The following is a 26818-nucleotide window of genomic DNA, read 5'->3' on the forward strand; positions in this document are numbered from 1 at the left end:
GCTTGCAGTGCAGAAAAAATATGGCCTCGTGCTTGACTCAAAGACAGCAAATTTAAAAGAGATATTCTTTAGCGTATCTTCTCTTGCAAAATACATTTATGAAAATAGGAAATAACGATGAGCGAAGTAGAAATTTTTGAAATTTTAAAGAAGGCTTTGATCGAGCTTTTTGAGATAGACGAGAGCAAGATAAAGCCTGAAACTAGGATATATGAGGACTTGCAGATAGATAGTATAGATGCTATTGATATGATTGATTACATCAAACGTCAAACCGGACATAGGCTGATGCCAGAGGATTTTAAAAACGTAAAAACGCTCGAAGACATCGTAAACGCGGTAGCTAAAAAATTTGACGAGCAAGCTTAAAATCGCCCTAAGCGTAGTTAGCGTCCTTTATCCGTTTGCGCTTTTTTTCGCGGGAGATTTTGCCTTTTGGGTCGTTTGGGCGCTTGCCGCGCTATGGATAGCGCGCGGGGCGTATTCAAGCGGTTTTGAGAGGAGGCTTAGTATCGCGGCGGCCGTTTTTTTCATAGTTTGTATGATTTTTAGGGGCGGATTTTTGGCGTACCTTTACCCTGTTTTGGTGAGTTTGGCGTTTTTAGCGTTTTTTGCTTTTAGTCTAAAAAACGAAGCCGTCATCACCAAAATCGCAAGGCTAAAAGAGCTTGATTTGGATGAAAAAGGCGTGATTTATACGCGAAATTTGACCAAAATTTGGTGCGCGTTTTTTGTTTTTAACGCCGCCATATCGCTTGCGCTAGCTTTGATTGAGGATAAATTTTACTGGAGCGTTTATAGCGGCGCGGTCTCTTATGTGCTGATGGGGGCGCTGTTTTTCGGGGAAATTTTATTTAGAAAGAGATTTGTAAAAAATAATGAGCTTTGAGGAAAATTTAAAAAATTTTAGATTTACGGACGACTCTCGCGACGTCTTTGACGCGTGCCTTAGATTTGCCGCGTTTTTAGAAAAAAACGGCATAAAAGAGCTGCAAATTTACATTGACGACGCGTTTAAATTTTACGTCGCGTTTTTCGGCTCTCTTTTGGGGGGTACTGCGCCTTACGTGCTGGCAAAGCCGATCTATGAGCCAAATTTGACCGCCGTAAACGACGAAAATTTTTTAAATTTTCTTGCAAACGAGCCCGCAAAAGGGCTTAAATTTGACCCGCAGGCTAAATTTTACCTGCAAACTTCGGGTTCTAGCGGCAAAAGTAAGATGATAGAAAAAACGCTCGCGCAGATGATAAAAGAGAGCGAGTATCTAGCGGACGAGCTAAATTTTAGTAGCCAAAATACCTTTTTTTCGAGCGTTTCACATAGGCACATGTTTGGGCTAACGTTTAAGGTCTTTTTACCGCTGGTGCTGGGCGCGCGCGTCATCGCGGACGAGCTAAACTACCCCGAGGCGATTTTGGGCTTAGGCCTTGCACATCACGTATTTATCGCTAGTCCGGTGCTACTTAGAACTCTAGCTCAAAGCCACGCCGCAATCGCGCTAAAAGGCTTAAGCGGGATCGTAAGCGCTGGTTCGCCGCTAAAAAAAGAGCTAAGAGACAAGCTGGGTCAAATCTGCGACGCGCGGATCATCGAAATCTACGGCAGCACGGAAACCGGCATAGTGGCAAAAGACTGCGGCGACGGGCTTAGGCTGTTTGGCGCGGTGAATGCGGGGCTAGACGATAGAGGCGCGCTAAACGTGAGTTCGCCTTGGTGCGAGTTTTTTCAGACTAACGACGCGGCTAGCATCGACGAGGGGCGACTCACGCTACAGGGCAGAATAGACCGCATCGTGAAGCTAAACGACAAGCGCGTGAGTCTGGAGAGTATCGAAGCAAAGCTGCTAGAAAGCGGCCTACTAGCGGACTGCTACTGCGCGCCGCATCCCAAATTTAAACGTATCGCCGCGCTTTTGCAGCTTAACGGCGAGGGGCTAAAAAAATTTAGAAAAGTCGGCAAAAAAGGCGTGGTAGCCGAGCTAAAAGAGCTTTTGAAGCTTGAGTTTAAAAACAGCGTCAGATATTTTAAGATAGTAGAAAAAATGCCGCGAAATCAGCAGGGCAAATTTGAAAAAAGCGAATTTGAAAACGCGCTATTTGCTAGCCCCAAACCCGTCTGGAGCGGCGGGCGCGTAGATGAAGCAGGCCAAATTTTCGGCGGTCAAATTTATAAAAACGGCCAAAATTTGGAGAGCGGTTTAAGCTGCGGCACAAATGCTGGTTGCGTTAAATTTGACGAAAACGGCGAGCGGCTTGACGGCGCGCAAAAATACGAATTTAGTGCTATCATGCACGTGGGGCTTGAGATTTTCGAGAGCCATTTTCCAAATTTACCGCTGCTGCCCGGCTTTATGCAGCTTGACTTCGTCTTTGAGCTAGCTAGCGGTGTGGGTATCGACGTTAGCGGCCTTAATACGGTGGAAAATCTAAAATTTATGAAGTTTGTTAGACCGGGAGACGCGCTTCGCGTTTGCTTTGAAACACGCGGCGGCAAGCTTTATTTTGAGCTGTTTTGCAACGGCGAAAAGTGTTCGACTGGCAGGGCCGCGCTTTGAATAAATTTGCGTTTTTGGTGCCTTTTTACAATCACCCGCAAAATATCAAAGCCCTGATCGCCGCGCTAAAAACATACGAGCTTCCCGTTGTCGTCGTGGATGATGGCTCGGACGAGGCGAGTAAGCTAATCTTAACGGAGCTTGAGCGCACGGAGGGGATCTTGCTGCTCACGCGCGCGCAAAACGGCGGCAAGGGCATCGCGATGAAGGACGGGTTTAAATTTGCTCTAAATCGCGGCTTTAGCCATGTTTTGCAAATCGACGCCGATTTTCAGCACGACGCGGCGCTCATCGGCGAGTTTTTGAGGCAGAGCGAGGCACACCCGCAAAGTATCGTCTGCGCAAATCCTATCTACGGCGAGGACGCGCCAAAATCACGCGTCTACGGTAGAAAAATCACGAATTTTTGGGTCGCGATAAATACGCTAAGCCTTGGTATCAAAGACGCTATGTGTGGTTTTCGCGTTTATCCTTTAGAGCAGCTTAAAAAAGCGGCGGCAAAAAGCAAGACGAGTAGAATGGAATTTGACATCGAAATCCTCGTAAATGCCGCTAGGCAGGGCGTAGATATGCGCTGGATAGATACATACGTGCGCTACGAAAAGAGTGGCGTTTCGCACTTTAAGATGGTGCGCGATAACGCGCTAATCAGCCTCATGCACGCAAAATGCTTTTTTTCACTGCCTAAATTTGCGCTGGGTAAAATTTGGCGAGCGTGCGGGTTAAATTCGAGCGAAAAAAACGTGGCAACCACTCAAATTTCCGTAGAGTCCCAAAAAAACGCCGAGCAAAATCTCTGGTGGAAAAAGCAGGAAAGAGGTAGCGCATTTTTTTTAAGACTTAGCCTATTTTTAGCGCAAATTTTGCCTGAGTTTACGCTAAAGCTTATCGTTAAAATCGTGGTTTGGTTTTATTATATTTTTTCAAAAAACGAGCGCGAAAACATCGCCGCATTTAGACGAAATTTAAGCGAATTTGCCGGCTCGCAGACGCTAAAAGGCACTAGTGTTTTTAGTCATTTTGAGGCGTTTGGCGGCGCTATTTGCGATAAATTTAGAGTCTGGAAGGGCAAGATCAAGGATGGAGAGCTAGAGATCATTGACCTAGAGCGTATAAAAAGCGAGCTAATCGGCGCACAAAAAGGGCAAATTTTGCTCACGGCACACCTTGGAAACGTCGAAATTTGCAAGGCTCTGGGCGCGCGGGTCGATGGCTTTAGGATGGTGATTTTGGCTTACGACAAAAACTCGCGCGAGTTTAACGAGGTGCTAAAGCGCATCAGCCAAAACGACGGCAGCGTGCGTATGATGCTGGTCAATGAGCTCGACGTTGCCGCGATGCTAGAGCTAAAAAATATCGTCGAAAGCGGCGAGCACATCGGCATAATGGGCGACAGGACGCCTCTTGGCGGCGATAAGGCCGCGCGCGTGAAATTTCTGGGCAAGGAGGCGAGCTTTAACTATGGTCCGTACTTGATCGCGGGGATTTTAGGCGTGAAGATAAGCTCGCTGTGGTGCCAAAAGATAGACGGTAAATTTAGGATCGAGCTCGTACCGCTGGCAAGCGCCGTAAAGCTGGGGCGAGATAAAGCCGCCGCAGCTCGCGAATATCTGCAAATTTACGTCCGCGAGCTAGAAAATCGCTGCAAACAAACGCCCGCGCAGTGGTTTAATTTTTTTGATTTTTGGAGATGAGATGATATCAAAATCGGTCGCGCTAAAGGCGCAGTTTTACGACGTGGACAGCATGAACGTCGTGTGGCACGGCAACTACGTGAAGTATTTCGAGACGGCTAGATGCGCGCTGCTAGAGGAGATAGGCTATGACTACGAGGCGATGAGAGCGGATGGTTACGCATATCCGATCGTAAAAATCGAAGCAAAATATATTAAGCCCGTGTTTTTCGGCGATGAGATCGAGGTAGAGGCGACGCTAAAGGAGTGCGAGTGCTTTTTAAAGATCGGCTACGTCGTAAAAAGCGCTAAAAGCGGCGAGACGCTGTGCACGGGCGCGAGCTCGCAGGCGGCTGTTGATATGCGCACGATGCAGACGTGCTTTGAGATCCCGCAAGAGTTACAAAATGCAGTAAAAAGGTATATAAATGAAAAAAATAGCGATAATTTTTAGTTTGGCGGCGAGCCTAATGGGGCTTGATTTTAATGAGATAAAATCTCAAATTAAAACGCAAAATATCAGCGGCGATTTTGCTCAAACGAAGTTTTTGAGCGGATTTAACGTGGAGTTTAAAAGCTACGGTAAATTTAAACTCAGTCAAAGCGAGCTGTTCTACGACACGCTAAGCCCGATTGCCGTGAGCATCGTCATAAACGAGCGCGGTATCTTTCAAAAAAGCGGCAACCAGCTCATAAAAATCGATCAAAATTTTGATAAAAAGCTCTTTTTATCCATCATAAAGCTCGATAAGGCCGAGCTTGAGAAAGAATTTGTCTTTAAAATCTCAGGCGACAAAAACAACTGGAAAATAGAGCTAACGCCCAAAAACGTGCTGCTAAAACAAATCTTTACGCGTATTTTGGTCGGAGGCGATAAATACGTCAAAAAGATCGTGCTAAACGAGGTTAGCGGCGATAAAACGGTAAATGATTTTTACAACGTAAAATGAAAAAATCCGCGCGTTTTTTTATCTTTTTAGCGGCTTTTTTAGCTGCGCTCGCCGTTTGTTTTACAAATGCGAAAAAGATAAACGCGGATATTTTTTCTTTAGTAAATTTTGAAAACTCTACCGAGCAAACAGCGCTAAAATCGATGCTTGATAGCGCTTCAAACGAGTTTTTGCTAGCTTCAAATTCGCCCGAGTTTTTAGAAAAAAGCGAAAATTTAGCCGAGCAAAGCGGAGTTTTTGAGGAGTACCGCGCAAAGCAGGACGTAAATTTAACCTCGTATCTAACTCAGCTAAACGCCCTAAAAATCGCGCTTTTAAACGAGCAAACCTACGAGCTTTTGGTAAAAGATAAAAACGAGTTTTTTAAACAAAGCGCGCAAAATTTATTTAATCAATTCGCCTTTAAACCGCTTAACGCGAAGGACGATTTTTTCGCCTTAAGCTCGCACATGAGCCTGGATGGCTCTAAAATCAGCCTAAATTTGTCAAATTTGATGCTAGAAGCCGCACACGAGGGCAGGAAATTTTACCTCGTCAAAGCGCGCCTTAAATCAGGCTACAATCCGCGAAATTTGATCAAATTTTATGAAAGCGTCCGCGAGCTTGCGGCGCAGGACGGAGTGCAGGCTTACGCTAGCTGCAGCGCGCTATACGGAGCCTACGGCAAAGCTGGCGGTGACAAAGAAAGTGCCGTTATGAGCGTGGTTTCGCTTAGCCTTTGCGCGATTTTTTTGCTACTCGCGTTTAAAAATTTGCGCATTTTTTGCGTCATTTTCGTCGCGATTTTCGGCTTTGCGTGCGGGCTTGCGGCTTCGCTTTTGATTTACGAGAGCCTTAGCGTCATGGTCGTGGTTATCGGCACGAGTCTCGTTGGCCTTATGTTTGATTTTGCGCTGCACTGGCTGGGTAAAAATCAAAACGCGCCCGTGGCGGCCGCGAGCGTGCGTCCGATGCTTAAAATTTTCTTGCTCGGGCTTTGTATCACGATGAGCGGATACGGCGTTTTTGCCTTTTCGTCGCTTGAGCTGCTGCGCCAAACCGCGATATTTTCGCTATTTACGCTGCTTGGGGCGTTTTTATTTACCTATTTTTGCCTGCCTTTTATATTTGAGGGTGCCACGTTTTCGCAAAGCGCTGTATTTTCAAGGTTTTTTGATAAATTTGCGGGACTTTGCGAGCGCGCGGCGGGAGCGATAAATTTAAAAGCTTTTCTCGCCGCATTTGCGCTTTGCGCGGGAATTTTGGCTCTAAATTTTAAAAGCTTAAGCGCACCCGAGCAGATCAAAGACTATGCAAGCTCGCCTGCGGAACTACTGGAGCAGTCTAAAAAGATCAGCGAGATAACGGGCGCCGCGCCGCAAAACTCCGTCATCGTGCTAAAGGGCGGCAGTGATCTGGTCGGAGACGAAAAGCGGCTGATGCGCGAACTGAAGCAGGCAAATCTTGTCAAAGATTACGCATCGATTTCTAAATTTATCCTAAGCCGTGCCGAGCAGGAAAATGTAAAAAATATCTTTAAAGAAGCTGCGCAGGACGAGGAGATCTTTAAAATTTACGCACAGTTTGGATTGCCTAGCGAGCTAGTAAAATCAGAGTTAGAAAATCTCACAAATGCACAAACTATCGGCGTTAGCGAGATTTTGGAGTTTGACGCGGCGAAAAATTTGACGCGGTTTTTACCGAGCAAAAACAGCAGTGCGGTATATGCCGAGGAGCTTGCGGGCGGCTCAAAAACGGATGAAATTTTAAAAGCAAACGGCGCTTTTAGCGTCGATTTCGTCGGCGCGCTAAATCAAAATTTGACCGAGGCCAAGGCCTGGGCCGCGGCGCTAAAGGGCGGCGCATTTTTGGTTGCGTTTGCGCTTTTGTGGGCGTTTTTCGGGGCGGCGCGCTCGCTTTTGGTTATGAGCGTCATCGCGCTTGGCGTGCTAGCCATGCTTTGCGGTTTTGCGGCGCTTGGCGCTCACGTAAATATTTTTGCGATTTTCGGGCTCATTTTGGCGAGCGCGGTCGGGATTGATTATCTTATCTTTGCGCTAAACGAGGACTTGTCGCGGCGAGAGCGCGTATTTGGGATATTTGCCGCGTTTATCACTAGCTTTATCTCGTTTTTTGCGCTTAGTTTTAGCCAGACGCCGGCAGTTAGCGTTTTTGGGCTAGCAGTTAGCCTTTGCGTCGCATTTTACGGGTTTGCCGCATGCACGCTCGCGATGAAAAATTTGGATTAAATTTAGCAAAAAGCGGTATAATCGGTGACTCTAGGGCGCGAAATTTGACCCGCACGGGCGCGCTAAATTTAATAAAACGGAAAGAAAATGCTAAAAATAAACGGCAAAGATGAGTGCGAATTTATCGGCAAAACGGTAGCGCAGCTGCTCGCGGCGAAGGGGCTAAAGCCTGAGTACATCGCAGTCGAGTTAAACGGCGAAATCTTGCCAAAAGATAAATTTGATACGGCGCTAAGAGACGGCGACTCGGCCGAGATAGTGCATTTTGTAGGCGGAGGTTGAGATGAAATTTGACGAAAATAACGATATTTTAGAGCTTGGCGGGCATAAATTTAGCTCGCGCTTTATTCTGGGATCGGGTAAATTTTCATTACCTCTTTTGGAGGCTGCGGTACACGAGGCGGGCGCGCAGATCGTGACGCTAGCGCTTCGGCGCGTGAACGAGGGCGGGATCGAAAATATCTTAGATTTTATCCCAAAGGGCGTGACGCTACTGCCAAACACCTCGGGCGCTAGGAACGCCGATGAGTGCGTGCGTATCGCAAAGCTCGCGCGAGAGGCTGGCTGCGGCGATCTCGTGAAGGTTGAGGTCATTAGAGACAGCAAATACCTGCTGCCCGACAACTACGAAACGATAAAAGCGACCGAAAAGCTCGCAAAGATGGGCTTTGTCGTGATGCCCTATATGTATCCCGACCTAAACGTAGCGCGCGACCTAGCCTCGGCGGGTGCTGCGTGCGTGATGCCTTTAGGCGCTCCGATCGGGACGAACAAAGGCCTTTGTACGCGCGAATTTATAAAAATTTTACTCGCCGAGATAGACCTGCCCGTGATCGTGGATGCTGGCATCGGCACGCCGGCGCAGGCGTGCGAGGCGATGCAGATGGGCTGCGCGGCAGTGATGGCAAACACCGCTATCGCGACTGCCGGCGACGTAAAAACGATGGCGCGAGCCTTTGCGCTGGCGATCCAGGCAGGCAGGCTGGCGTATCTATCTGGGCTTGGCAATGTGAGTGAAAGCGCGCGGGCGTCGAGTCCGCTGACGGGATTTTTGGAGTAAATTTGACGGCATGAAAAACGGCGTCAAATTTGATGCGTGCGAGGATGAAAATTGCCTCGTTAAATCCTGCGAATTTTAAATTTGATAAATTTGCCGAGTTTTAAATTTAGCGCCGTAAAGGCACGGGTCCGGGCGCGTCAAATTTGCCGCTTGCGCCCTAAAAACTATCAAATTTAACGCCTAAAATTTAGACGAAAAAACGGAGAAATATTTGAAAAATATAGACGTGATGGAGTATGTTGACGGCGCGCAGCGCATAGACGAAACGCTGATGCGGCGGGTGCTAGCCGCGCGTGAGGGCTACGACTACGCGAAATTTGACGCCGGCGACGTTAAGCGCGCTCTTGGCGAAGAAAATCTAAGCGTAGAGGGGCTAAAAGCGCTTCTAAGCCCCGCTGCGGGCGCATTTTTAGGCGAGATGGCGGAGGCGGCGCGAGATAGGACGCGCAGGCAGTTTGGCAACTCGGTGCAGTTTTTTACGCCGCTTTATATCTCAAATTTTTGCGATAGCGACTGCGTATACTGCGGCTTTAGCTCGCGAAACAAGATCTCGCGCGTACGGCTAAAGGCGGACGAGGCTGCGACGGAGCTAGCAAATATCGCAAAAAGCGGGCTAAAAGACGTGCTGATCCTAACCGGCGAAAGCGCGAAAAAAAGCGACCTGGGCTACATCGGCGAGGTTTGCAAAGAGGCGTCTAGGCTTTTTAGCAACGTAGGCGTCGAGATCTATCCGCTAAACGCCGACGAATACGCGTTTTTGCACGGTTGTGGCGCGGACTACGTCGTGGTTTTTCAGGAGACTTACGACCCGGCGGCCTACGCGAGATTTCATCTAGGCGGCGTCAAGCGCTCGTTTGCCTACCGCTTTCACGCTCAGGAGCGCGCTCTCATGGGCGGTATGCGTAGCGTCGGATTTGCCGCACTTTTGGGGCTTGACGACTTTAGAAAGGACGCGCTAGCCACCGCGCTACACGCGCATCTCATACAGCAAAAGTACCCGCACGCCGAGATCGCGCTATCTTGCCCGCGCCTGCGCCCCGCGATAAACAAGGCTCACGTCGGCCCGCGAGACGTCGATGAGAGGGCGCTGCTTCAGGTCATCTGCGCGTACCGCCTCTTTTTGCCGTATGCAAATATCACGATCTCCACGCGCGAGCCAGCCAGGTTTCGAGACGGCGTCATCGCAGTCGCCGCGAACAAAATCTCAGCCGGCGTTAGCACGGGCGTAGGAACGCACTCCGATAAGGCCAAAAAGGGCGACGAACAGTTTGAGATCAGCGATGCGCGCTCGGTCGAGGAGATACTAGGCGCCGTGCGAGGTCTAAATTTGCAGCCCGTGATGAGCGAGCATATTTACGTTTAGGACGGCGATTTTTGCGGGCGTAAAATTTGGCTTTTAGAGTAGGTGCGATGGATTTTGGTAAATTTGAGCTCGTTTGGGTGACGAATCGCCGCTTGAGTGAGGATTTTTTCGCTGACGTTAGGCGGGTAGCGCAAAGCGGCAAGGCGGATAAAATTTTGCTTAGGGAGAGCGATCTACCCGAATGCGAATATGAAAATTTAGCCCAAAAAATGCTTGATATCATCGCTGAGTGCGGCTCTGGCGCGCGGCTCGTTTTACATACTTACGCAAACGTTGCAAGTAGGCTTGGTGTGGGTGAACTACATCTGCCTTTTGCTAAATTTATGGCGTTAGGAGGCGAGCGGGCTACAAATTTGAGAAATTTGGTTAAATTTGACGGCGTCTGCACGGATAAAGACGAAGCCCCTGGCATTTGCGCGTCAAATTTGACGCAAAAGCTTAAAGTCGGCGTTTCGGTCCACTCTTTGCAGCAGGCTTTATCGGCGCAGGAGCTAGGCGCTGATTACGTCGTGGCGGGGCATATTTTTGATACGCCCTCTCACGCGCCAGAGCGAGGCAGGGGGCTTAATTTTTTACAGGAAATTTGCAAGAATTTAAGCATAAAAACCTACGCTATCGGCGGGATAAATTTTGAAAATCTAAGCGAGATCAAGGATGCGGGCGTAGCCGGAGCGTATATGATGCGGGGATTTTTGGGTTAAATTTAGCTACCGATGTTTTATTGATTTGGCGGTTAAATTTGAGTTGGCAGCGATGCACTTAAATTTGAATTTAGCAAAAGAAAGCAAAGTCCTAATCTCAAGTCAAATCTAGCACGCAAAAATGCAAAATAGACTCAAATTTACACGCCCTGTTTCTCAAGCCTCCGCCGTAAAATCCGTCAAATTTAAGCCTATTTTGCTACTATTTCATACGAAATTTAACTCAAAATGGAGAATACGTGAAAAAATTGATCTTTGTTACGGTGCTTTGGGCGTTTAGTTTTAGCCTCATAGGTGAGTTTTTGGCGGGGCGAGTGGATAGCTACTTTGCCGCGTTTTCGCGTGTCGTGCTTGCGCTTGGCGTATTTTTGCCATTTATGATTAAGGATTTTGCCGCGCAAAACCTCACTCTATACGCCAAAGTAGCCGCGATCGGCGCGGTGCAGATCGGCGCGATGTATATCTTTTACTACAACTCGTTTGCCTACCTTAGCGTCGCCGAGGTCGCGCTCTTTACGATATTTACGCCGTTTTACGTGAGCGTGGTTTACGATGTGCTCGCAGGTAGGCTTAGGCTGCTGTATCTGTTTAGCGTTGGCACGGCGGTTTTAGGCGCGCTCATCATCAAGTACGGCAACATAAACAGCGGCTTTTGGCATGGATTTTTGCTCGTACAGGGGGCGAATTTGTGCTTTGGCGTCGGACAGAGCGCGTATAAATTTTTGCTAGAAAAGCGTGATTTTAACGAGCAGCGAGGAGTTTTTGGCTACTTTTTCGTCGGAGCCTCGGCAGTTACGGGCATAGCCTTTGCCATGTTTGGCAATCCTGAAAAAATCAACCTAGACCTAACCCAAGGCGCCGTGCTGTTGTGGCTTGGCATCGGAGCTAGCGGTCTAGGATACTTTTTATGGAACAAAGGCGCATGTGAGGTAGATAGCGGAACTCTAGCCATCATGAATAACACTCTCATACCTGCAGCCATCATCGTAAATTTAGTATTTTGGCATAAAGACGCGGATATACTAAGACTCTGCCTAGGCGGCGCAGTGATTTATATCTCGCTACTCATTCACAACAAAATCATCGCACACTACGAGCGAGCAAGCGTAACGGCAAAATAACCTAAATTTGAAGCCAAATTAGGCTAAATTTAAAACTAGCGCGACGTTTAGGCTTGCTGTCGTAGCGGTTGCTTAGTGGTTTGATTTGCAACCGTAAATCCATATTCTTTAATTTAAAAAATAGAATTTAACGAGTTTGGAGATTATTATGAAATGGCTTGAGGCTTGCAAAAGAGTTTTAAGGCTCTAAAAAACTCTAGCCTCAAATTTTCCCTCTTTTCTGAAATATTTAAAATACACGTAAATACAAAATGGCGGGATAGAAATATACCAAAAAGCGCAAATAGCAAGAAAAAGAAGCCCGAAAAACATAAAAGCAAAATAAAATACGACGCCGATAAATAGATCGTTCATTTGAGCGTCTCCGTTGTATAAATTTGCATCTCAATTTTAATAATATAAAGATAAAAAAGGCTGAAAAATGATTAAAAACTGCACTATACGCGTAGGCCGACGCGCCGACGTGTGCTTTAGATGGGTCGAGGGGACGAAATCCCTCGTCACAAGGGCGGGCTTCACTCGTCCGCGAAGTTAAAAGGAGCGTAGCGGTATAGCAAAAAATGCAACTATAACCTTTGGAATAAACATAGAGTTATGTAAACAATTTTGACGGTAATTAGACATATCTAAAATGATTTTTACGGTAGTTAAAATAAAATAGCATATTAATGAAAGCAAAAAGCTTATATTTAGCCAACCACCGCTAGTTGGCTTAGAATATCTACTTTAATTTTTAAAGATATGTTTTAAACATTTATATGTCGAGGATAGTGTATTTTTGGAATATTTATGATTTTATATGGTGCCCGAGGTCGGACTCGAACCGACACAAGGTTGCCCTTACCAGATTTTGAGTCTGGCGCGTCTACCGGTTTCACCACTCGGGCTAATTAAGGAAGTGAGATTTTACCTTGAAAGATATAAAAAAGAGATTAAAAAACATGAAAGCCCGATGTTGAGCTTTCATGAAAGGGTAATTATTTCTTTTTGCCTTTTTTACCTGCACCGACTACTACGGCTTCTTTTAATTTTTTGCCTACTTTAAATTTAACCGCTTTGCTAGCAGGAACATCGATAACTTTAGTGGTTCCAGGCACTCTTGCTTTTCTAGCGGCTCTTTCGGCTGTACCAAATGTACCAAAGCCTATAAAGCTAATACTGTCGCCTTGTTTAAGAATCTCTTCGATAGTCTCTAATGCGGCATCAACTACCTTTAGAGAATCTTTTTTAGAAAGACCGGCCTTGTCGGCAACAGCTTGAATAAATTCAGCTTTTTTCATAGAACCATCCTTAATAAGAAGTGATATGCGGGCATTTTACAACGTTTTTATAAAAAATACAATAGTTTTTAGCCGAAAATTTAACGATTTTTACGCGAATTTCACGAAAAATAGCGAATTTTAGACTATTTGCACCAAAAACTCGCTTTTTAGTCCAGTTTTTTTGATGTCTATAAGGCGCAAATTTTCTATATCGGTTTTGCAAAGTTCGCTAAAGTTTTTTACCCCGTTTTGCGCTACTTGCCTCAAAACTATCCCGCGGTATGCTTTGGCATAGTGACTGACGACTTTACCGTTTTTTAGAAATTTAAATGTCGCAAACGGTTTTTGTATGTGGTAAAATTTCTCGTAAAACTCGGCTCTAAGGTCTAAAATGTCGTCATCACCCAGCCACTCATCTATCTCGTCGCTAAAATTTTGCCTATAAAATTCCTCCAAATTTAGTCCGTTTATGCGCTTGCCTTGCTTTAGTTTGTATTCGGGTAGTGTATCCGCCGCCGTCACAGGGCCGAATAAATTTGAAAAAATCAGCGTATTTTTATCTATAAATTCCTGCGCCGTGCTATCAAGGCTGCGGTAGTCAAGGTGCTTGTAGGCTACCCCGTCGTAGCGCAGTATGGCTTTTACCGCACCTTTTTTAAATAAGCTTTCACGCAAACTCGGCTCATCGGTCAAATTTTTAACGCCGAAAAGTTTTGAAATTTGCTCCAAAGTTGCCGTTTGCAAAAAATCATCGTAAATTTTTAAAATTTCGCACCGCTTTTCATATAAATTAGGAAAAACAAAGTCACCCCTATCTATAAATTTATTTGGACTAACGGCGGTTTTTGCTTCGCTCGGCGAAAAGAGTATTTTCATTTATTCTCCTTAAATTTGGCAAAATCATATCTAAAACTAAATAAATTTTGAAATTTGACGATATAACGAGTGGAACTTTATTTGCTTGCAAGAGCTCAATTAAATTTAAGGAAAAATGCGATGAGAATGACGAATCAGCTGATGAAATTTACGAATAACTACGACTATCAGACCAATATGAAAGCGCTTTACAAGCTAAATACTCAATTATCAAGCGGTCTAAAAATCCAAAATTCTTTTGAGGACAGTAGCGTCTATAACGATGGCATGAGGCTTGATTACGAGGTTGCGACGCTTGAGCAGGTGCAAACGGCGACTTCAAAAGCGCAACACTTTTCAAAAAATACAGATAAGGCTTTGGGTGAATTTAAGCAGCAGCTTGAGACTTTTAAAACGAAGCTAGTTCAGGGTGCAAACGAAATCCACTCGCAAACTTCGCGCGAAGCCATCGCAAACGACCTTCAAGGCATCAAAAATCACCTAGTAAATATCGCAAACACCTCGATAAACGGACAGTTTTTATTTGCCGGAAGCGCTATAAATACAAAACCTATAAACGGAGACACGAACGAGTATTTCGGCAATGCGCAAACGATGAAAGCCGTAGGCGGAGCTCAGGTAAATTTGACCTATAACCAAAACGGGCAGGAACTGTTTCTTGGCAAAGACGGCGACTATAATAAAAAAGTCACCTCCAACACAATGCTAAAAGCGCAAAATTTAGACGATAAAAATAAAACCGTTTATATCGATAGCGAGCATAAAATGCGCGATTTAATCGGTTTTAAATACGTAAAAAACGAAAAAACTTTGACTAATCAAGACTTTACCGGAACCGGCGTTAGGCAGTTTCAGGATACGACGTTTTTCTTGCAGGGTAAAAAGCCAAACGGCACGAGCTTTACGAGTAAATTTAAGATGACGTCGGACGCTTCGATAAACGACCTGCTAGAAAAAATCGGTACTGAGTACGGCAACACTCCGACCAATAAAGTCGTCGAAGTAACGATAAATAACCAGGGTCAAATCAACGTAAAAGACCTAAGTAAGGGCAATCAGGTTATTGATTTTCACATGATAGCTGCGACGAAAAAGGTAGCAAATGCAGATGCCCTAGCGGGCGGTATAGCTGGAGCATCTAGTGCGTTTGATGCGATCAATAGCCTAAAATCACTTGAAGCTTTAGTAAATGCAACGCCTACTTCTCACGAAGATTATGAGATCACTGAATTTGTCAAAAGTAAATATGAAGATCTGGCTGGAAACGCTACAAATGCCTACGACTATGATAAGATAAACTTTAAACAAGAGGGTAGAAATCTAATAGGAACCGTATCGCAAGTAGAGCGCGGTAGCGGTAAATTTGCTGACGATAACACGACGCTAAGCCAAGTCGTGGGCTCAAAAGAGCTATATCCTGGTGAAAGGGATAAATATAATATCGATGGGCAGCGCATAAGAATGGAAATTCAGTCAAAGAGCGGCGGAAAGTATACGGCTGTAGTAAATTTTGACGATACTACTATTCCAAGCACCGCCAAAGTAAAAATAACTAGACCTGATAATTCCACGTATGAAACAAAAGTCTGGGATAGCTTTTATAACGATACTACAAACCCGCCGACTACCGAAGGCATAGATACTCAATCAAAAAATATGACTTTTAGGCAGCTAAACGACATCATCGGTATGGTAGCTAGCGACAGCGTCCCTGCGGGCGTCGGCGGTAGTGCCCCGGCTGATTATGTCGCCTACAAGCAAGCTATCTCAAAATCGCAAGGCAGCGTCGAAGCAAATATGGATCATAGGGGACGTATAAAAGTAACCGACAAGCAAAATGCCGTAACCCCGATAAAAGTAGGTATATACGATAGCGGAAATGCCGATAAATTTGCGGGCGACAGCACGGGTACGACTCCTGCGACAAGGCAAGGAGAGGGTTCGCTATGGAGTTTTTCCGCAAATAACGGTATCGAGATAGATAGTCCGAGCGTTGATATTTTTGAGGACTTGGATAGGATGATAGAGGCTGTTAGAAGCGGTCAATACCGCGCCGATAGCCAGAGTGAGCATCCGCGAAACTCCGGTATCCAGGGCGCGATCGAGAGACTAGATCACATCGCCGATCACGTAAACAAAATCCACACTAAAGTTGGAAATCAAACCAATACGCTAATACAAACCAATACGCACGCTAGCGTCATGGAGGTAAACGTAAAAACCGTCAAGGCTGATATCACAAACGCCGACTATGGCGAGACCTATATGAATCTCATGCAAAAAATGATGTCGTATCAGGCGATGTTGCAGTCTGTGGCTAAGATAAACCAGCTCTCGTTATTAAACTATATGTAAAAACTCGCTATAATCTACGGTTTTATTAAAGTTTCGTTATCAAAGCGGGCGGAGCAAAAATGGAGTCAAATTTTGATAAATTCGGCCCAAATTTAGCTCTCCCGCAAATTTAAATTTACTAAATTTAAAAGGACGCGCCATTTTAAGAGAATCGGTTTTAGTCGTAGTCGTTTGTTTTTTGATATTTTTCGGGATCGCTACCATCGCACCAGCGGCAAATTTCGTCGGTAGCTTCGGCAATGCGATCGGGCTTTGGAACTTCAAACTTTTCGGCTTTATAGCTTACGTTTACCCTTTTGTTTTTATATTTTTTGCGTATTATATTTACAAATATTTTAACGGCTTTAACGCCGAATTTGCCCAGACCGCGCTTGGAGCGACGCTGCTATTTTTAGCGTTTTTGATGTTTCAATCAGGTGCGGACGCTAACTACGGCGGACTAGTCGCTAACAGTATAAATGAGGCGCTAAAAGACGTCGCGGGCGTGATAGGCATGTGGGTATTTATCGTGATGCTTTTCGTGCTTAGCTTTGGCCTGATCGCGCAGGACAATATCATAGCTATCCTAAAAAAGGCTTTCGTCGAGCCCAGTGCCAATGAGGATAAATTTGAAAATATGAGCGAGTTTAAACCAAAATCGCAAAAAAAACCTAGACAAATCAAAAAGCCTAAAGCTCAAAGCGAGTCAAATTTGATCGAGGAAAACGGCAAAGAGCTAGAGGACGAAGATAGCCAAGACGATGAAGACGAAGCGCAGGATGAAAGCGAGTCAAATTTAGAAGAAAAAAGCACTACTATAAACGGCGTCGAAATTTTAAACGAAGTCGCCGAAAATAAAAAACTGCTCGAACAAATGGAAAAAGGCAAGGTTGAAAAACCTAAGGATTTCGCACTACCGCCGCTTAAATTTTTAGCCGATCCGCCTAAGAGATCAAACAGCGTAAATGAGGCTGAGATCGATCAAAAGATCTCCGATCTGCTCGATAAACTGCGCAAATTTAAAATAGACGGCGACGTCGTGCGAACATATACGGGTCCGATCGTTACGACGTTTGAGTTTCGTCAGGCGCCGCATATCAAGGTGAGTAAAATTTTAACCCTGCAAGACGACCTCGCGATGGCTCTGCGCGCTCAGACTATACGCATCCAGGCGCCGATACCGGGCAAAGACGTCGTAGGTATCGAGGTTCCAAACAAAAACATCGAGACCGTATATCTAAAAGAAATTTTAGATAGCGAAGTTTTTAAAAACTCGAGCAGTCCGCTAACCATCGCGCTAGGCAAGGATATCGTCGGCGCGCCTTTTATCACCGATCTAAAAAAGCTGCCTCACCTACTAATCGCGGGCACGACGGGATCTGGCAAGAGCGTAGGCATAAATGCGATGTTACTAAGTCTGCTATATCGCAACAGCCCGCAGACGCTGCGCCTGATGATGATAGATCCAAAAATGCTCGAGTTTAGTATCTATAACGACATCCCGCACCTGCTCACGCCCGTCATCACGCAGGCTAAGCAGGCTATAACCGCGCTATCAAACATGGTTGCTGAGATGGAGCGCCGCTACAAGATTATGAGCCACACGCGCACCAAAAATATCGAAAGCTACAACGAAAAGATGAAAGAGGAGGGCGGCGAGCAGTTCCCGTATATCGTCGTGATTATCGACGAGCTAGCCGATCTCATGATGACTAGCGGCAAGGACGTGGAGCTATACATCGGGCGCCTGGCGCAGATGGCGCGCGCTAGCGGCATACATCTCATCGTAGCCACCCAGCGCCCGAGCGTTGACGTCGTGACGGGGCTCATAAAGGCAAATTTGCCTAGCCGCATCAGCTACCGCGTCGGCCAGCGTATCGATAGTAAGGTAATCCTAGATCAAATGGGCGCGGAGAGCTTGCTAGGACGCGGCGATATGCTATTTACGCCTCCGGGCAGCCCTGGCGTCATCAGGCTGCACGCGCCATTTGCTAGCGAAAAAGAGATCGACGTGATCGTAAATTTCCTAAAAGCGCAACAAGAGGTGGTCTATGACGAGAGATTTTTAGCCGAGGATGGCGCTAGCGGCGGTGCGGGCACAGGCTCCGGCGCCGTAGCAGGCGAGCTAGACGAGCTCTACGAAGAGGCTAAAGAGATTGTGCTAAGCGAGCAAAAAACCTCGATCAGCTATCTACAACGCCGTCTAAAAATCGGCTACAACCGCGCAGCTACGATCATCGAACAGATGGAGCAAATGGGTGTGCTAAGCCCGATGAATGCAAAAGGGCAGAGGGATATTTTGTAAATTTGGCTCAAATTTACTAGCGAGTGTCGGCTGTATTTATTTTTAGGTTAGCGTCATTAAATTTGAGAATAGGCTTCGCTACGAGCGATCGGCTTTGCGCGGTGCTGTGAAGTTTTGCGCGTTTAAATCAAAATTTAGTATTTTTATCTAAATTGCGGTATATTTAAATTTGCCGACCGAATTTACGGATAAATTTAAGCCCGTAGTTAGCTAAATTTGCCGCTGGAAAGCAAAATTATTTATAAACATCAAGGCTCAATTTTAGCTCGTCGATTATGCGCAGCAGCTGGGAGATCTCGTCTTTTATAGTCTGCGCGTCCGCGAGGCTCGGCGGCGGGGCAAAGAGCGAACCCTCGAAACGGTCTTTTGCGCCGTTTAGAAAAAGGTAAAATTTATCATCCATGAACGCCGCACTCAGCGATACTGCTCCGTCAAATTTTAGCTTCACATCATGCAGACGCCGCATAAAAGCGGGACTCAAAAGATAGCGCGCTTCTATCTTATCGTCGGTAAACACGCGAAATTCTTTGTTAAACTCCGTATCATCCAGCACCTCTTTTTCGCCTATCATTTTCGTATTCATAGCCTTTTTATCCGCTAAAATCGTCACGCCTTTGAAGGTTTTATAAAATTCGCAGACGAAAACCGTACCCTTAAAATCCATATAAATATCAAACATCGCTTTAATCGCCATAAAAGAAATCACGTAGATATTGGTTGAAGTCGCGTATTTTCGCTTCTCGCCGATAGCTTCGCTTAGCTGAAATTTGACGTTATTGTAAACGCCGCTGATGAGATCCTCGCTCCTAAACTCAAGCTCTCTGTAAATTTGAGCTTTCAAAAACTCGTTTCTTGAGATGCCTTGGGCGGGTTCGTAGTTAAATTTACCGTCAATACTTTTGACGACAGCGTTTATAAAAACGTTTTTATAAAACCGCTTATAATCAGCCATTGCATTTTTGTTTAGCTCCTCGCCGTTTATCTTATATAAAAGATCTGCTATAAAAGTTGCTAGCGCCGCTTGTACAAACAGCGCGATGACGAGCAGTATGCCTACAACCTCAAGCGACGGATCGATAAGTAGCGCGTAAACGCCGGCAAAAACAAACGCAACGGAGTTTACGGTTAAAAATTGGACGTAAATACTGCGTAGAGCCTTTTGCTTTTGCGTTACGGCGGCGATAGCTTCTTCGATTTTTTGATTTCTCATTCGTAAAAAACTCGGTTTAGATAAAGACCATTTGGCGGTGCGGGGATGCGCGTGAGCGGCTTTTGCTCGTAGATAGCCTGGCGCAAAAGCTCTTTTGCTTTGAGGAAATTTTCATCTCGGCAGTTGTTTGCGACTTTGTTTAAATTTGAGTTTTTAGCGTCAAATTTTGAGGCGACGCAAACCGCATGTTCGACGGTTAAATTTGCGTTTTTTTCAAATTTAACTAAATTTGCGTCCAAATTTGCCGCCTTTGTGCGCTCAAATTTAAACTCCTGCGCCTGTATTTGTCTAAATTTACCGCTTTTGGCAAGCTCAAGCGCCTTTAAAACGCTAGCTACCATTAGTCGAACCTGGGCGCGCAAAAAGCCGTTTGCTTTAAAAACGATAATCGTTCGTTCGCCGCACTCGTAGCAAAAGGCTTTTGAAACACGCCGCACCGGACTTTTGACATCGCTGCCAAGCTTCATAAACTCGCTGAAATCGTGCTCGCCGACAAAAAGCGCGAGCAGCTCGTTTGCTAAATTTGGGTCAAATTTGGGCAAAAAAGTCTCGTAAGGCGCCAAAAAAGGCGAAAACTCGCCGTGATTTATGACATAGCGGTAGGCCCTGGCTGTAGCGTCGTATCGCGGATGAAAGCCATCTTTAACGCGACTTATAAATTTGACGTGAATAGCCGGATGGGCGTGGCGGTTGATGAGAGCTTTTAGGCGCGCAAAGTCCTTAAAATGCTCGCCGCACTCCACGCAGGCTACTTGATTGTTTGCGTGCACGCCCTTGTCTGTACGCGAGCTGGAGATTATTTTGCTAAAGATCCCTACATGCGCTAGGGCTACGCCCAGAGCGTCCTCAACGCCATTTTCGTGCGGCTGTGTCTGCGAGCCTTGAAATTTCGACCCGTCGTAGCTAAAAACGAGTTTAAGCTGCACTTAGTATCTTTTTAAAATTTTAGCCCTAAAGCTAAAAATAGAGGCGATAAAAAATAGCGAAAATATCGCTGCAATCGCGACAAAAACACGCGAGCTAAAGAGCATAATGAGCGTAAAATAGCCAAAAAGTACGCCAAATATCCCAAAATACACAAAGCCTTTTTCGTAGCGGTAAGTCACGATGCCCAGGCTCAAAGCAAAAAGCGTCGTCGCTAGCGGGAAAAGCGCGATGAGAACGTAGGTTGCGAAGTCTTTGGCGCGCTTTTTATCCTCGCCCATCATTTGCCAATACTGCACAAACGACTTCGTCTGCGCGACGCTGTCCTCTTGGGCGGTGCTGATTTTCATCGTGCCAAAGTCGGTTTTATGCCACGAGGCGTCTCTCATGTCGTAAATTTTACCCTCTGATAGCGTAAACTCAAGAACGGCGTTGTTGTTGGTTAGGCGAGCGTTTTTAGCAAGGACGAATCGGTGTGCGCCTTCTTTTGGCGAATAAAGCGTCACGCCCTCGTAAAGAGTGCCGTTCTCGTCGTTTTTTTCGTTTTGGATAAAGACCATCCAGTCGGAAAATTTTTGCCCGAATTCGGTGGTTTTCAAATTTAGCTTGGCGACGGTTTTTTTATAAGAGACGAAATTTGAGTTTAGCTCCGCAGCCGTAGGGATCAGCACTATCGCGGTGACGATGAGGAAGATTGAGACCGCGCCGCTAACGATGAGGAAAAATTTAGCGATCCTAACTGGCGAATATCCGAGAGTAAAAAGCACGATGCTCTCGTTTTCGCGCGAAAGTCTGAAAAACATGAGCGCAAGCGATGCGAAAAACGCGATAGGTACGGTAAAAAGCAGTACTCTAGGCAGCATAAACATATAGAGTTTAAAAAGCTCTATAAAGGTAATCTCGATGTATGACGTGATACGCGCGATCTGGATGAAAAACACGATCGACATGATGAGAAAAAGCGTCGCAAATAGCGATGCAAACGTGCTTAGGAAGTTTGAGAAAAGATAACGCGCCGTCCTATCCATAAATCAGTCCCAATATGTAGATAAACTGCTCCTTAAACGCGTAAACGATGAGCGTGGCAAGGCTCAAAAACGGCACGAAAGGCAGCTCGTATCCGCGCTTTCGCACTATGACGTAGGCTGGCAGCGTCAGTAGCGCCGAGACATAGATCGCCATGAGGCCGAGCTTGACGCCTAGTATCGCGCCCATAACGCCCGCGATAAAGATGTCCGCAGAGCCCATGGCTTCGCGCTTGAGAGTCAGGCTAACGACAGCGCGCAGCAGCCAAAAGGCAAACATAAAAATCGCAGCGTTTATAAACGAATCAAATGCAAATAAAAGCCCATCCGAGTCAAAAGAGTCGGGCGGATTAAAACCGTAAAGCAGCGAAAATGCAACGCTGGCAAAAAGCAGCGGATCGGGAACAGCCTTGTAACGAAAATCGATCAGGCTAAGCGCTAGTAGTAAGATAAAGCAGACGCCAAGCATCGCCGCCTTAAAAATCGCGGCGTAAAAGCTGTCCGTAAGAGGCTCAAGTCCGTATGTCTCAATGCAATACGCAAGCACGCAAAGCAGGCCGCTAGCAAGCTCAACTAGAGGATACTGAAAGCTGATTTTTTCGCCGCAGAACGCGCACTTGCCGCGCAAAAACAGCCACGCAAAAATCGGGATGTTATGATACGGCTTTAGCGGAGTTTTGCAGCTTTGGCAGTGCGAGGCAGGGAAATTTATGCTCTCGCCGCGCGGCATGCGGTAGATCAGGACGTTGCTAAAACTGCCGACTACGGCGCCCAAGATAAAAAATAATAAAATAAAAAATACAACGGCGAAAATCATAACTCTCCTAATTTAATTTATAATGCATTTGGCTGCTTGCGGTTGTTTTTGAGCTAGCGGCGACGTTTTTAAGTAATGTTTGTGCAAATTTGCCGCACGATTTGAGCTAAAATTTGACTCGTTATTTGCGCCGCAAAAAGCATAAAACACAAAATTTAAAGGCGATTTTAGCGAAATATTGCCTTGAATGATTTTAAATTTAAAGATTTCGGTTTAAAATTTATGCAAAACGGCGTTGCGGCAAGGCTTTTGGCTCGTAAAATTTAAAAGCCTTTTTTGCGAGCGGGTAAAATAAAAAGACGTAAATTTAAAAGATGGAGGCAGTCAAAAGCTCAATTAAAGTCCGCCAAACCTTCTATCTTTTTTCTTAAATTTGGCCGTTATCTGGGCTAGCTCCTCGCGCGTAAAATCGGGCCAAAGCGTAGGCGTAAAGGCAAACTCGGCGTATGAGGCCTGCCAAAGCATAAAATTTGACAGTCTCTGCTCGCCGCCCGTGCGCACGAGAAGGTCGATGGGCGCGGGCTCGTCGAGGTAGCCTTGCAGGCTATCTTCGCTTAAATTTAGAGCTAGATTTTGGGCGTCAAATTCGCCTCCGTTTTTCTCGCAAAATCTTTTAAAAGCTCTTAAAATTTCATCTTTAGCACCGTAGTTTAGCGCCAAATTTAGCTTTAGTCTAGAATTTTGCGCGGTTGCGTTTTTGATATCAGCTATCTCGTTTTTTAGCTTGTCGCTTAGCGGACTTTCGTCGCCGATGACGTTAAATTTGATACCGTTTTTGATAAAACTATCGCGTTTCGAGACTAGAAATTTATGTAAAAGCTCCATCAAAAACGCTACTTCGCTCTTTGGGCGCTTCCAGTTTTCGGTGCTAAATGCATAAAGGCTCAGCATCGCCACGCCCTCGTCGATGCAAAACTCGCACATCTGTTCCACGACGTTTGCGCCCGTTTCGTGCCCTTTGGTGCGTAGCAAACCGCGGCTTTTGGCCCATCTGCCGTTGCCGTCCATGATGATCGCGAGGTGATTTAGCTCGTTCATTTTAGCCCTTAAAATCAATTATTTTGCCGCTTGGATCAAAGAAAGCGGCGATGTTTTGAGTCGTTTGCGCTTCGCAGCTAAACTCGTCTCGCAAGAGTCCCGCGACCTTGTCAAACGGCGTTTGCGCGCTGATTATGTGAGCGCCTTTTAGCGTAAAAATAATCGGAGCGAAATTTGAAAAAATAAGGTAAATTTGACTCGTGCGGGCGCCGTCAAATTTCATCTGGAAAACGCCTTTTGCGCCGTTATAAACAAACGAAATATTAATGATATTTTTTTGTAGTGCAAGCAGCATTTGAGCTAGATTTTCAAACGTTTCTCGCGAGTCTGCCGCGCTAAGACCGTTAAATATATATTCATAAAACCAGTTTAGATCGGGCTCGCTTATCAGCCTTTCTATCAGCGCGAGTCCCTCAGGCGCGGCGTAGGCTAAATTCGGCTTTTTAAAGAGATTTCTTATCACGATATTTTCAGTGCCGCTTGCGATCTCGCCCCAGTATTCGCCGTCCAAGTCGAGGCTTTTCATGCTTTTCGTGCTTAGGATTTTGTTGCCCATTTTTAGATTGTAGCGATTGTAGCCCGTCTTTTCGGCGACTTTGATACTGATGGGCAGGCTCGCGTTTAGAGCCGTGCCCGCGCCGCCGCTTGCGATTTTTTGCACTCGTGAGACGGGATTTATCATAGCTTGGTTGCTAAATTTACGATTTGGCGCGCCGCGTCCTCTTTAGATGTTAGCGCGATATTTTGCGCATCATGGCGCGTGATAAAGGTTATTTGCGTGCTATCAGAGCCGAAATTTATATCGCCGCCCAGCACATTTAGACAAACGGCGTCAAGGCTTTTTTTCTCAAGCATATTTTTTGCGTTTTGCATGGCGTTTGCGCCGTCCATTTCCATTTTAAAGCCGATTTTTTTGACGTTTTTAAAGTCTTTCAAAGAGCCCAAAACGTCATCGTTTTGCACTAGCTCCAGCGTCCAAATTTCGCCTAAATTTTGCTTTTTTAGCTTGCCTTCAAATTTGGTTTTTGGAGTATAGTCGCTAACCGCAGCCGCCATCGCGAGCAAATTTGCGTCCGTCAAATTTGCGTGTAGCAGCTCTTTTAGCTCCGCCGAGCTTTGAAATTTGAGCGTTTTATAAGGCGCGTTCGCCGCCTCAAAGCTAGCTATCAGCGTCACGTCTGCACCCGCGTAGTAAAATGCGTCGGCAAGTGCTCGCGACATCTTACCGCTGGATAGATTCGTTACGGCTCTTACGTTGTCGATCTTTTCGCTCGTGGCACCGCCCGTTACGATCACTTTTTGCCCTTTAAATTTTGGCTCCGTTAGCATTCTTTTTGTTTCGTAGATGATCGTAGAAACGTCTGCCAACGCGCCTTTGCCCATGTCGCCGCAGGCTAGAGTTTTTTCTACCGGCTCGATAAATCTCGCGCCGTTTTCCGCTAAAAACTCGAAATTTTTGCGCGTGGCGAAGTGATTTAGCATTTTGTCGTTGGCTGCCGGCGCGATGAGTATGGGGGCCGGGCTAGCGATCAGAGTCTGCATGAATACGTTATCGCAAATGCCGCTTGCAAGCTTGTTTATCGTATTTACGCTAGCAGGCGCGATGAGGATTAGATCGGTTTTGGCGTAGGCGATGTGATTTAGCCCGTCCTGCCAACTCTCCGTGCGCGAGGTTAAAATTTTATGCTCGCACAGCGCCTCAAAGCCCGCTTCAGAGCAAAATTTGAGCGCTCCTTCACTAAGCATAACTCGCACGTCCGCACCCTCTTTTTTTAGCGCGGATAAGATCTCATAAGCCTTATAAAAAGCGATACTGCCGCAAACCGCGAGCAAAATTTTTTTATTTTTTAGCATTTTCGTCGCTTTTCGCGTCGTTAAAAAATTTATAGAAAAAGCCTTCTTTATTTACCTGTTTCGTGCGGCTGATGGCTAGCGCGCCGCTTGGTACGTCGCTAGTTACGGTGCTTCCTGCAGCTATTAGCACGTCGTCGCCGACTTTTACGGGGGCTACTAGCTGGGTGTCCGAGCCGATAAAGACGTTTTTGCCGATTATCGTTTTGTGCTTAGCTTTGCCGTCATAGTTGCACGTGATCGTGCCGCAGCCTACGTTTGTTCCGCTGCCTATCTCGCAGTCGCCCAGATAGCTTAGGTGGCCTGCTTTAACGCCGTTTAGCCTGGCTGCCTTTAGCTCGACGAAATTTCCGATGTGGGTATTTTTGATCTCGCATTTTGGGCGTATGTGCGCGAGCGGGCCGACGTCTGAGTCCTCGATGATGGAGTTTTCTACGACTGAGCCGCTTTTGATGACGGAGTTTTTGATGACGCATGCTCCGATGACGCTTACGTTTTCTTCGATGACGCATTCGCCTTCAAATTTGGCTCTAGAGTCGATATAGACGCTGTTTGGTAGCCGCATTAGCACGCCGCTTTTCATTAAATTTTTCTTGATTTCGTCCTGCATCAAATTTTGGGCGATACTGAGCTGAAATTTATCGTTTATGCCCATGAAATTTTGCTCTTCGACGCTGATAGCCCAGCATTTTAGGCTGCGCTCGTTTGCGATTTTTATCGCGTCGGTTAGGTAAAATTCTTTCTGCGAGTTTTCGTTACCGATGAGGGGTAAAATCTCGCGCAAAACTTCGCTTTTAAAGCAGTAGCAGCCGGCGTTTGCGCTTTTTATCATTTTTTGCGTCTCGGTCGCGTCTTTTTGCTCGACGATGGCTTCTACTTTGCCGTTATTTATGATCACGCGGCCGTAGCCGTACGGATCTGCCGCCTCAAAAACGCTAAGAGCGATGTCCGCGTTGCCAGCGCTTAGACGGATTAGGTCGTTGGTTTTTATAAGCGGCATATCTCCGCACAAAATCAGCGTTTTTTCGCTATTTAACGGGATGTTTTTTAGCGCGCCCGCAGTGCCCGGGAAATCCTTTAAATTTTGCTCGTAAATTTTAGTTTGAGGGAAAATCTCTTTGATTTTGGCTTCGACGAGCTCTTTTTGATAGCTCAAAACTACGCTCACGTCGCTACTGATCTCATAAGCCTTGCGCAAAATATGGATAATCATCGGCTCTCCGCAAAGCTCGAAAAGCACCTTTGGTTTGGTTGATTTCATCCTTGTGCCAAGCCCCGCGGCAAGCACCACTACGCCGATATCGCTCATATTTTTTCCTTATTTAAATTTGAGCGATTTTATCTCAAATTTGCTAAATGCGGGATTAATGCTTTTTGGACTTAACAATTTCTTAAGTATTAATCAATATAATCACGAGTTTTAAAAATAATCAAAATCAAAATTTAAAGGATGCGGCTTGCTTTCGTTTGTTAGAAAACTCTTAAGAAGAAATCAATTTTTGTTTAACCTTCACCTGATTTTATC

Annotated in this window: 24 protein-coding genes and 1 tRNA gene; 14 read left to right on the top strand and 11 right to left on the bottom strand. The window is 45.9% G+C overall.

Annotated elements, in window-relative coordinates; genetic code table 11:
• Nucleotides 1-117 precede the first annotated feature (117 nt).
• The 12 genes from Q0200_RS04725 (at nucleotide 118) to Q0200_RS04780 (ending at nucleotide 11651) form a co-directional block, all read left to right on the top strand.
• Nucleotides 118-369 (top strand): acyl carrier protein, encoded by a 252-nt coding sequence (locus Q0200_RS04725; RefSeq protein WP_297938377.1) that lies wholly within the window; start codon nucleotides 118-120, stop codon nucleotides 367-369.
• A complete protein-coding gene (locus tag Q0200_RS04730; RefSeq protein WP_297938380.1) occupies nucleotides 353-889 on the top strand; it encodes a DNA gyrase subunit B in 537 nt (178 codons plus the stop codon). The genes Q0200_RS04725 and Q0200_RS04730 overlap by 17 nt, the downstream gene beginning before the upstream one ends.
• A complete protein-coding gene (locus Q0200_RS04735; protein WP_297938383.1) occupies nucleotides 879-2555 on the top strand; it encodes an AMP-binding protein in 1677 nt (558 codons plus the stop codon). The genes Q0200_RS04730 and Q0200_RS04735 overlap by 11 nt, the downstream gene beginning before the upstream one ends.
• Nucleotides 2552-4249, top strand: coding sequence for a glycosyltransferase family 2 protein (locus Q0200_RS04740; protein WP_297938438.1), 1698 nt, complete (start codon nucleotides 2552-2554; stop codon nucleotides 4247-4249). Before Q0200_RS04735 ends, Q0200_RS04740 begins: the two co-directional genes overlap by 4 nt.
• A gap of 1 nt (nucleotide 4250) precedes the next feature.
• On the top strand, nucleotides 4251-4682 hold the full coding sequence (locus Q0200_RS04745) for a thioesterase family protein (RefSeq protein ID WP_297938386.1): 432 nt from the start codon (nucleotides 4251-4253) through the stop codon (nucleotides 4680-4682).
• Nucleotides 4657-5178 (top strand): outer membrane lipoprotein carrier protein LolA, encoded by a 522-nt coding sequence (locus Q0200_RS04750; protein WP_297938389.1) that lies wholly within the window; start codon nucleotides 4657-4659, stop codon nucleotides 5176-5178. The genes Q0200_RS04745 and Q0200_RS04750 overlap by 26 nt, the downstream gene beginning before the upstream one ends.
• Complete coding sequence (locus tag Q0200_RS04755) at nucleotides 5175-7406, top strand: hypothetical protein (protein ID WP_297938392.1); 2232 nt, start codon at nucleotides 5175-5177, stop codon at nucleotides 7404-7406. Before Q0200_RS04750 ends, Q0200_RS04755 begins: the two co-directional genes overlap by 4 nt.
• A gap of 87 nt (nucleotides 7407-7493) precedes the next feature.
• Nucleotides 7494-7688 (top strand): sulfur carrier protein ThiS, encoded by a 195-nt coding sequence (thiS, locus tag Q0200_RS04760; RefSeq protein WP_297938395.1) that lies wholly within the window; start codon nucleotides 7494-7496, stop codon nucleotides 7686-7688.
• A 1-nt stretch (nucleotide 7689) separates the two neighbouring features.
• Nucleotides 7690-8466, top strand: a complete 777-nt coding sequence (locus tag Q0200_RS04765; RefSeq protein WP_297938397.1) for a thiazole synthase — start codon at nucleotides 7690-7692, stop codon at nucleotides 8464-8466.
• A gap of 229 nt (nucleotides 8467-8695) precedes the next feature.
• On the top strand, nucleotides 8696-9829 hold the full coding sequence (gene thiH / locus Q0200_RS04770; protein WP_297938441.1) for a 2-iminoacetate synthase ThiH: 1134 nt from the start codon (nucleotides 8696-8698) through the stop codon (nucleotides 9827-9829).
• A 26-nt stretch (nucleotides 9830-9855) separates the two neighbouring features.
• A complete protein-coding gene (locus Q0200_RS04775; RefSeq protein WP_297938399.1) occupies nucleotides 9856-10530 on the top strand; it encodes a thiamine phosphate synthase in 675 nt (224 codons plus the stop codon).
• Nucleotides 10531-10769: 239 nt separating this feature from the next.
• A complete protein-coding gene (locus Q0200_RS04780; protein WP_297938402.1) occupies nucleotides 10770-11651 on the top strand; it encodes an EamA family transporter in 882 nt (293 codons plus the stop codon).
• Between the two features lie 800 nt (nucleotides 11652-12451).
• On the opposite strand, the gene Q0200_RS04785 is transcribed toward Q0200_RS04780, so the two are convergent.
• The 3 genes from Q0200_RS04785 to Q0200_RS04795 all read right to left on the bottom strand — a co-directional run bounded on the left by Q0200_RS04785 (nucleotide 12452) and on the right by Q0200_RS04795 (nucleotide 13789).
• Nucleotides 12452-12538, bottom strand: a tRNA-Leu gene (locus Q0200_RS04785).
• Between the two features lie 90 nt (nucleotides 12539-12628).
• Nucleotides 12629-12931 (bottom strand): HU family DNA-binding protein, encoded by a 303-nt coding sequence (locus tag Q0200_RS04790; RefSeq protein ID WP_297938405.1) that lies wholly within the window; start codon nucleotides 12929-12931, stop codon nucleotides 12629-12631.
• Nucleotides 12932-13051: 120 nt separating this feature from the next.
• On the bottom strand, nucleotides 13052-13789 hold the full coding sequence (locus tag Q0200_RS04795) for a YaaA family protein (protein ID WP_297938408.1): 738 nt from the start codon (nucleotides 13787-13789) through the stop codon (nucleotides 13052-13054).
• A gap of 120 nt (nucleotides 13790-13909) precedes the next feature.
• On the opposite strand from Q0200_RS04795, the gene Q0200_RS04800 reads away from it, so the two are divergent.
• Both Q0200_RS04800 and Q0200_RS04805 read left to right on the top strand, forming a co-directional pair.
• Nucleotides 13910-16144, top strand: coding sequence for a flagellin (locus Q0200_RS04800; protein WP_297938411.1), 2235 nt, complete (start codon nucleotides 13910-13912; stop codon nucleotides 16142-16144).
• A gap of 178 nt (nucleotides 16145-16322) precedes the next feature.
• Nucleotides 16323-18428, top strand: coding sequence for a DNA translocase FtsK (locus tag Q0200_RS04805; RefSeq protein ID WP_297938413.1), 2106 nt, complete (start codon nucleotides 16323-16325; stop codon nucleotides 18426-18428).
• A 235-nt stretch (nucleotides 18429-18663) separates the two neighbouring features.
• On the opposite strand, the gene Q0200_RS04810 is transcribed toward Q0200_RS04805, so the two are convergent.
• From Q0200_RS04810 to glmU, 8 genes are all read right to left on the bottom strand, one after another.
• Nucleotides 18664-19638, bottom strand: coding sequence for a DUF3137 domain-containing protein (locus tag Q0200_RS04810; protein ID WP_297938415.1), 975 nt, complete (start codon nucleotides 19636-19638; stop codon nucleotides 18664-18666).
• On the bottom strand, nucleotides 19635-20564 hold the full coding sequence (gene truA / locus Q0200_RS04815; RefSeq protein ID WP_297938418.1) for a tRNA pseudouridine(38-40) synthase TruA: 930 nt from the start codon (nucleotides 20562-20564) through the stop codon (nucleotides 19635-19637). Before truA ends, Q0200_RS04810 begins: the two co-directional genes overlap by 4 nt.
• Nucleotides 20565-21590: an LptF/LptG family permease gene (locus Q0200_RS04820; protein ID WP_297938421.1), complete on the bottom strand. Its 1026-nt coding sequence runs from the start codon at nucleotides 21588-21590 to the stop codon at nucleotides 20565-20567.
• A complete protein-coding gene (locus tag Q0200_RS04825) occupies nucleotides 21583-22404 on the bottom strand; it encodes an A24 family peptidase (protein WP_297938424.1) in 822 nt (273 codons plus the stop codon). Before Q0200_RS04825 ends, Q0200_RS04820 begins: the two co-directional genes overlap by 8 nt.
• Nucleotides 22405-22740: 336 nt before the next feature.
• A complete protein-coding gene (uppS, locus tag Q0200_RS04830) occupies nucleotides 22741-23442 on the bottom strand; it encodes a polyprenyl diphosphate synthase (RefSeq protein ID WP_297938427.1) in 702 nt (233 codons plus the stop codon).
• A 1-nt stretch (nucleotide 23443) separates the two neighbouring features.
• A complete protein-coding gene (locus Q0200_RS04835; RefSeq protein WP_297938430.1) occupies nucleotides 23444-24103 on the bottom strand; it encodes a hypothetical protein in 660 nt (219 codons plus the stop codon).
• Between the two features lie 17 nt (nucleotides 24104-24120).
• Complete coding sequence (gene coaBC / locus Q0200_RS04840) at nucleotides 24121-25296, bottom strand: bifunctional phosphopantothenoylcysteine decarboxylase/phosphopantothenate--cysteine ligase CoaBC (RefSeq protein ID WP_297938433.1); 1176 nt, start codon at nucleotides 25294-25296, stop codon at nucleotides 24121-24123.
• Nucleotides 25283-26602 (bottom strand): bifunctional UDP-N-acetylglucosamine diphosphorylase/glucosamine-1-phosphate N-acetyltransferase GlmU, encoded by a 1320-nt coding sequence (gene glmU / locus Q0200_RS04845; RefSeq protein WP_297938435.1) that lies wholly within the window; start codon nucleotides 26600-26602, stop codon nucleotides 25283-25285. The genes coaBC and glmU overlap by 14 nt, the downstream gene beginning before the upstream one ends.
• Between the last annotated feature and the right edge of the window lie 216 nt (nucleotides 26603-26818).

This window comes from uncultured Campylobacter sp., assembly GCF_938045225.1.
Lineage (GTDB): Bacteria > Campylobacterota > Campylobacteria > Campylobacterales > Campylobacteraceae > Campylobacter_A.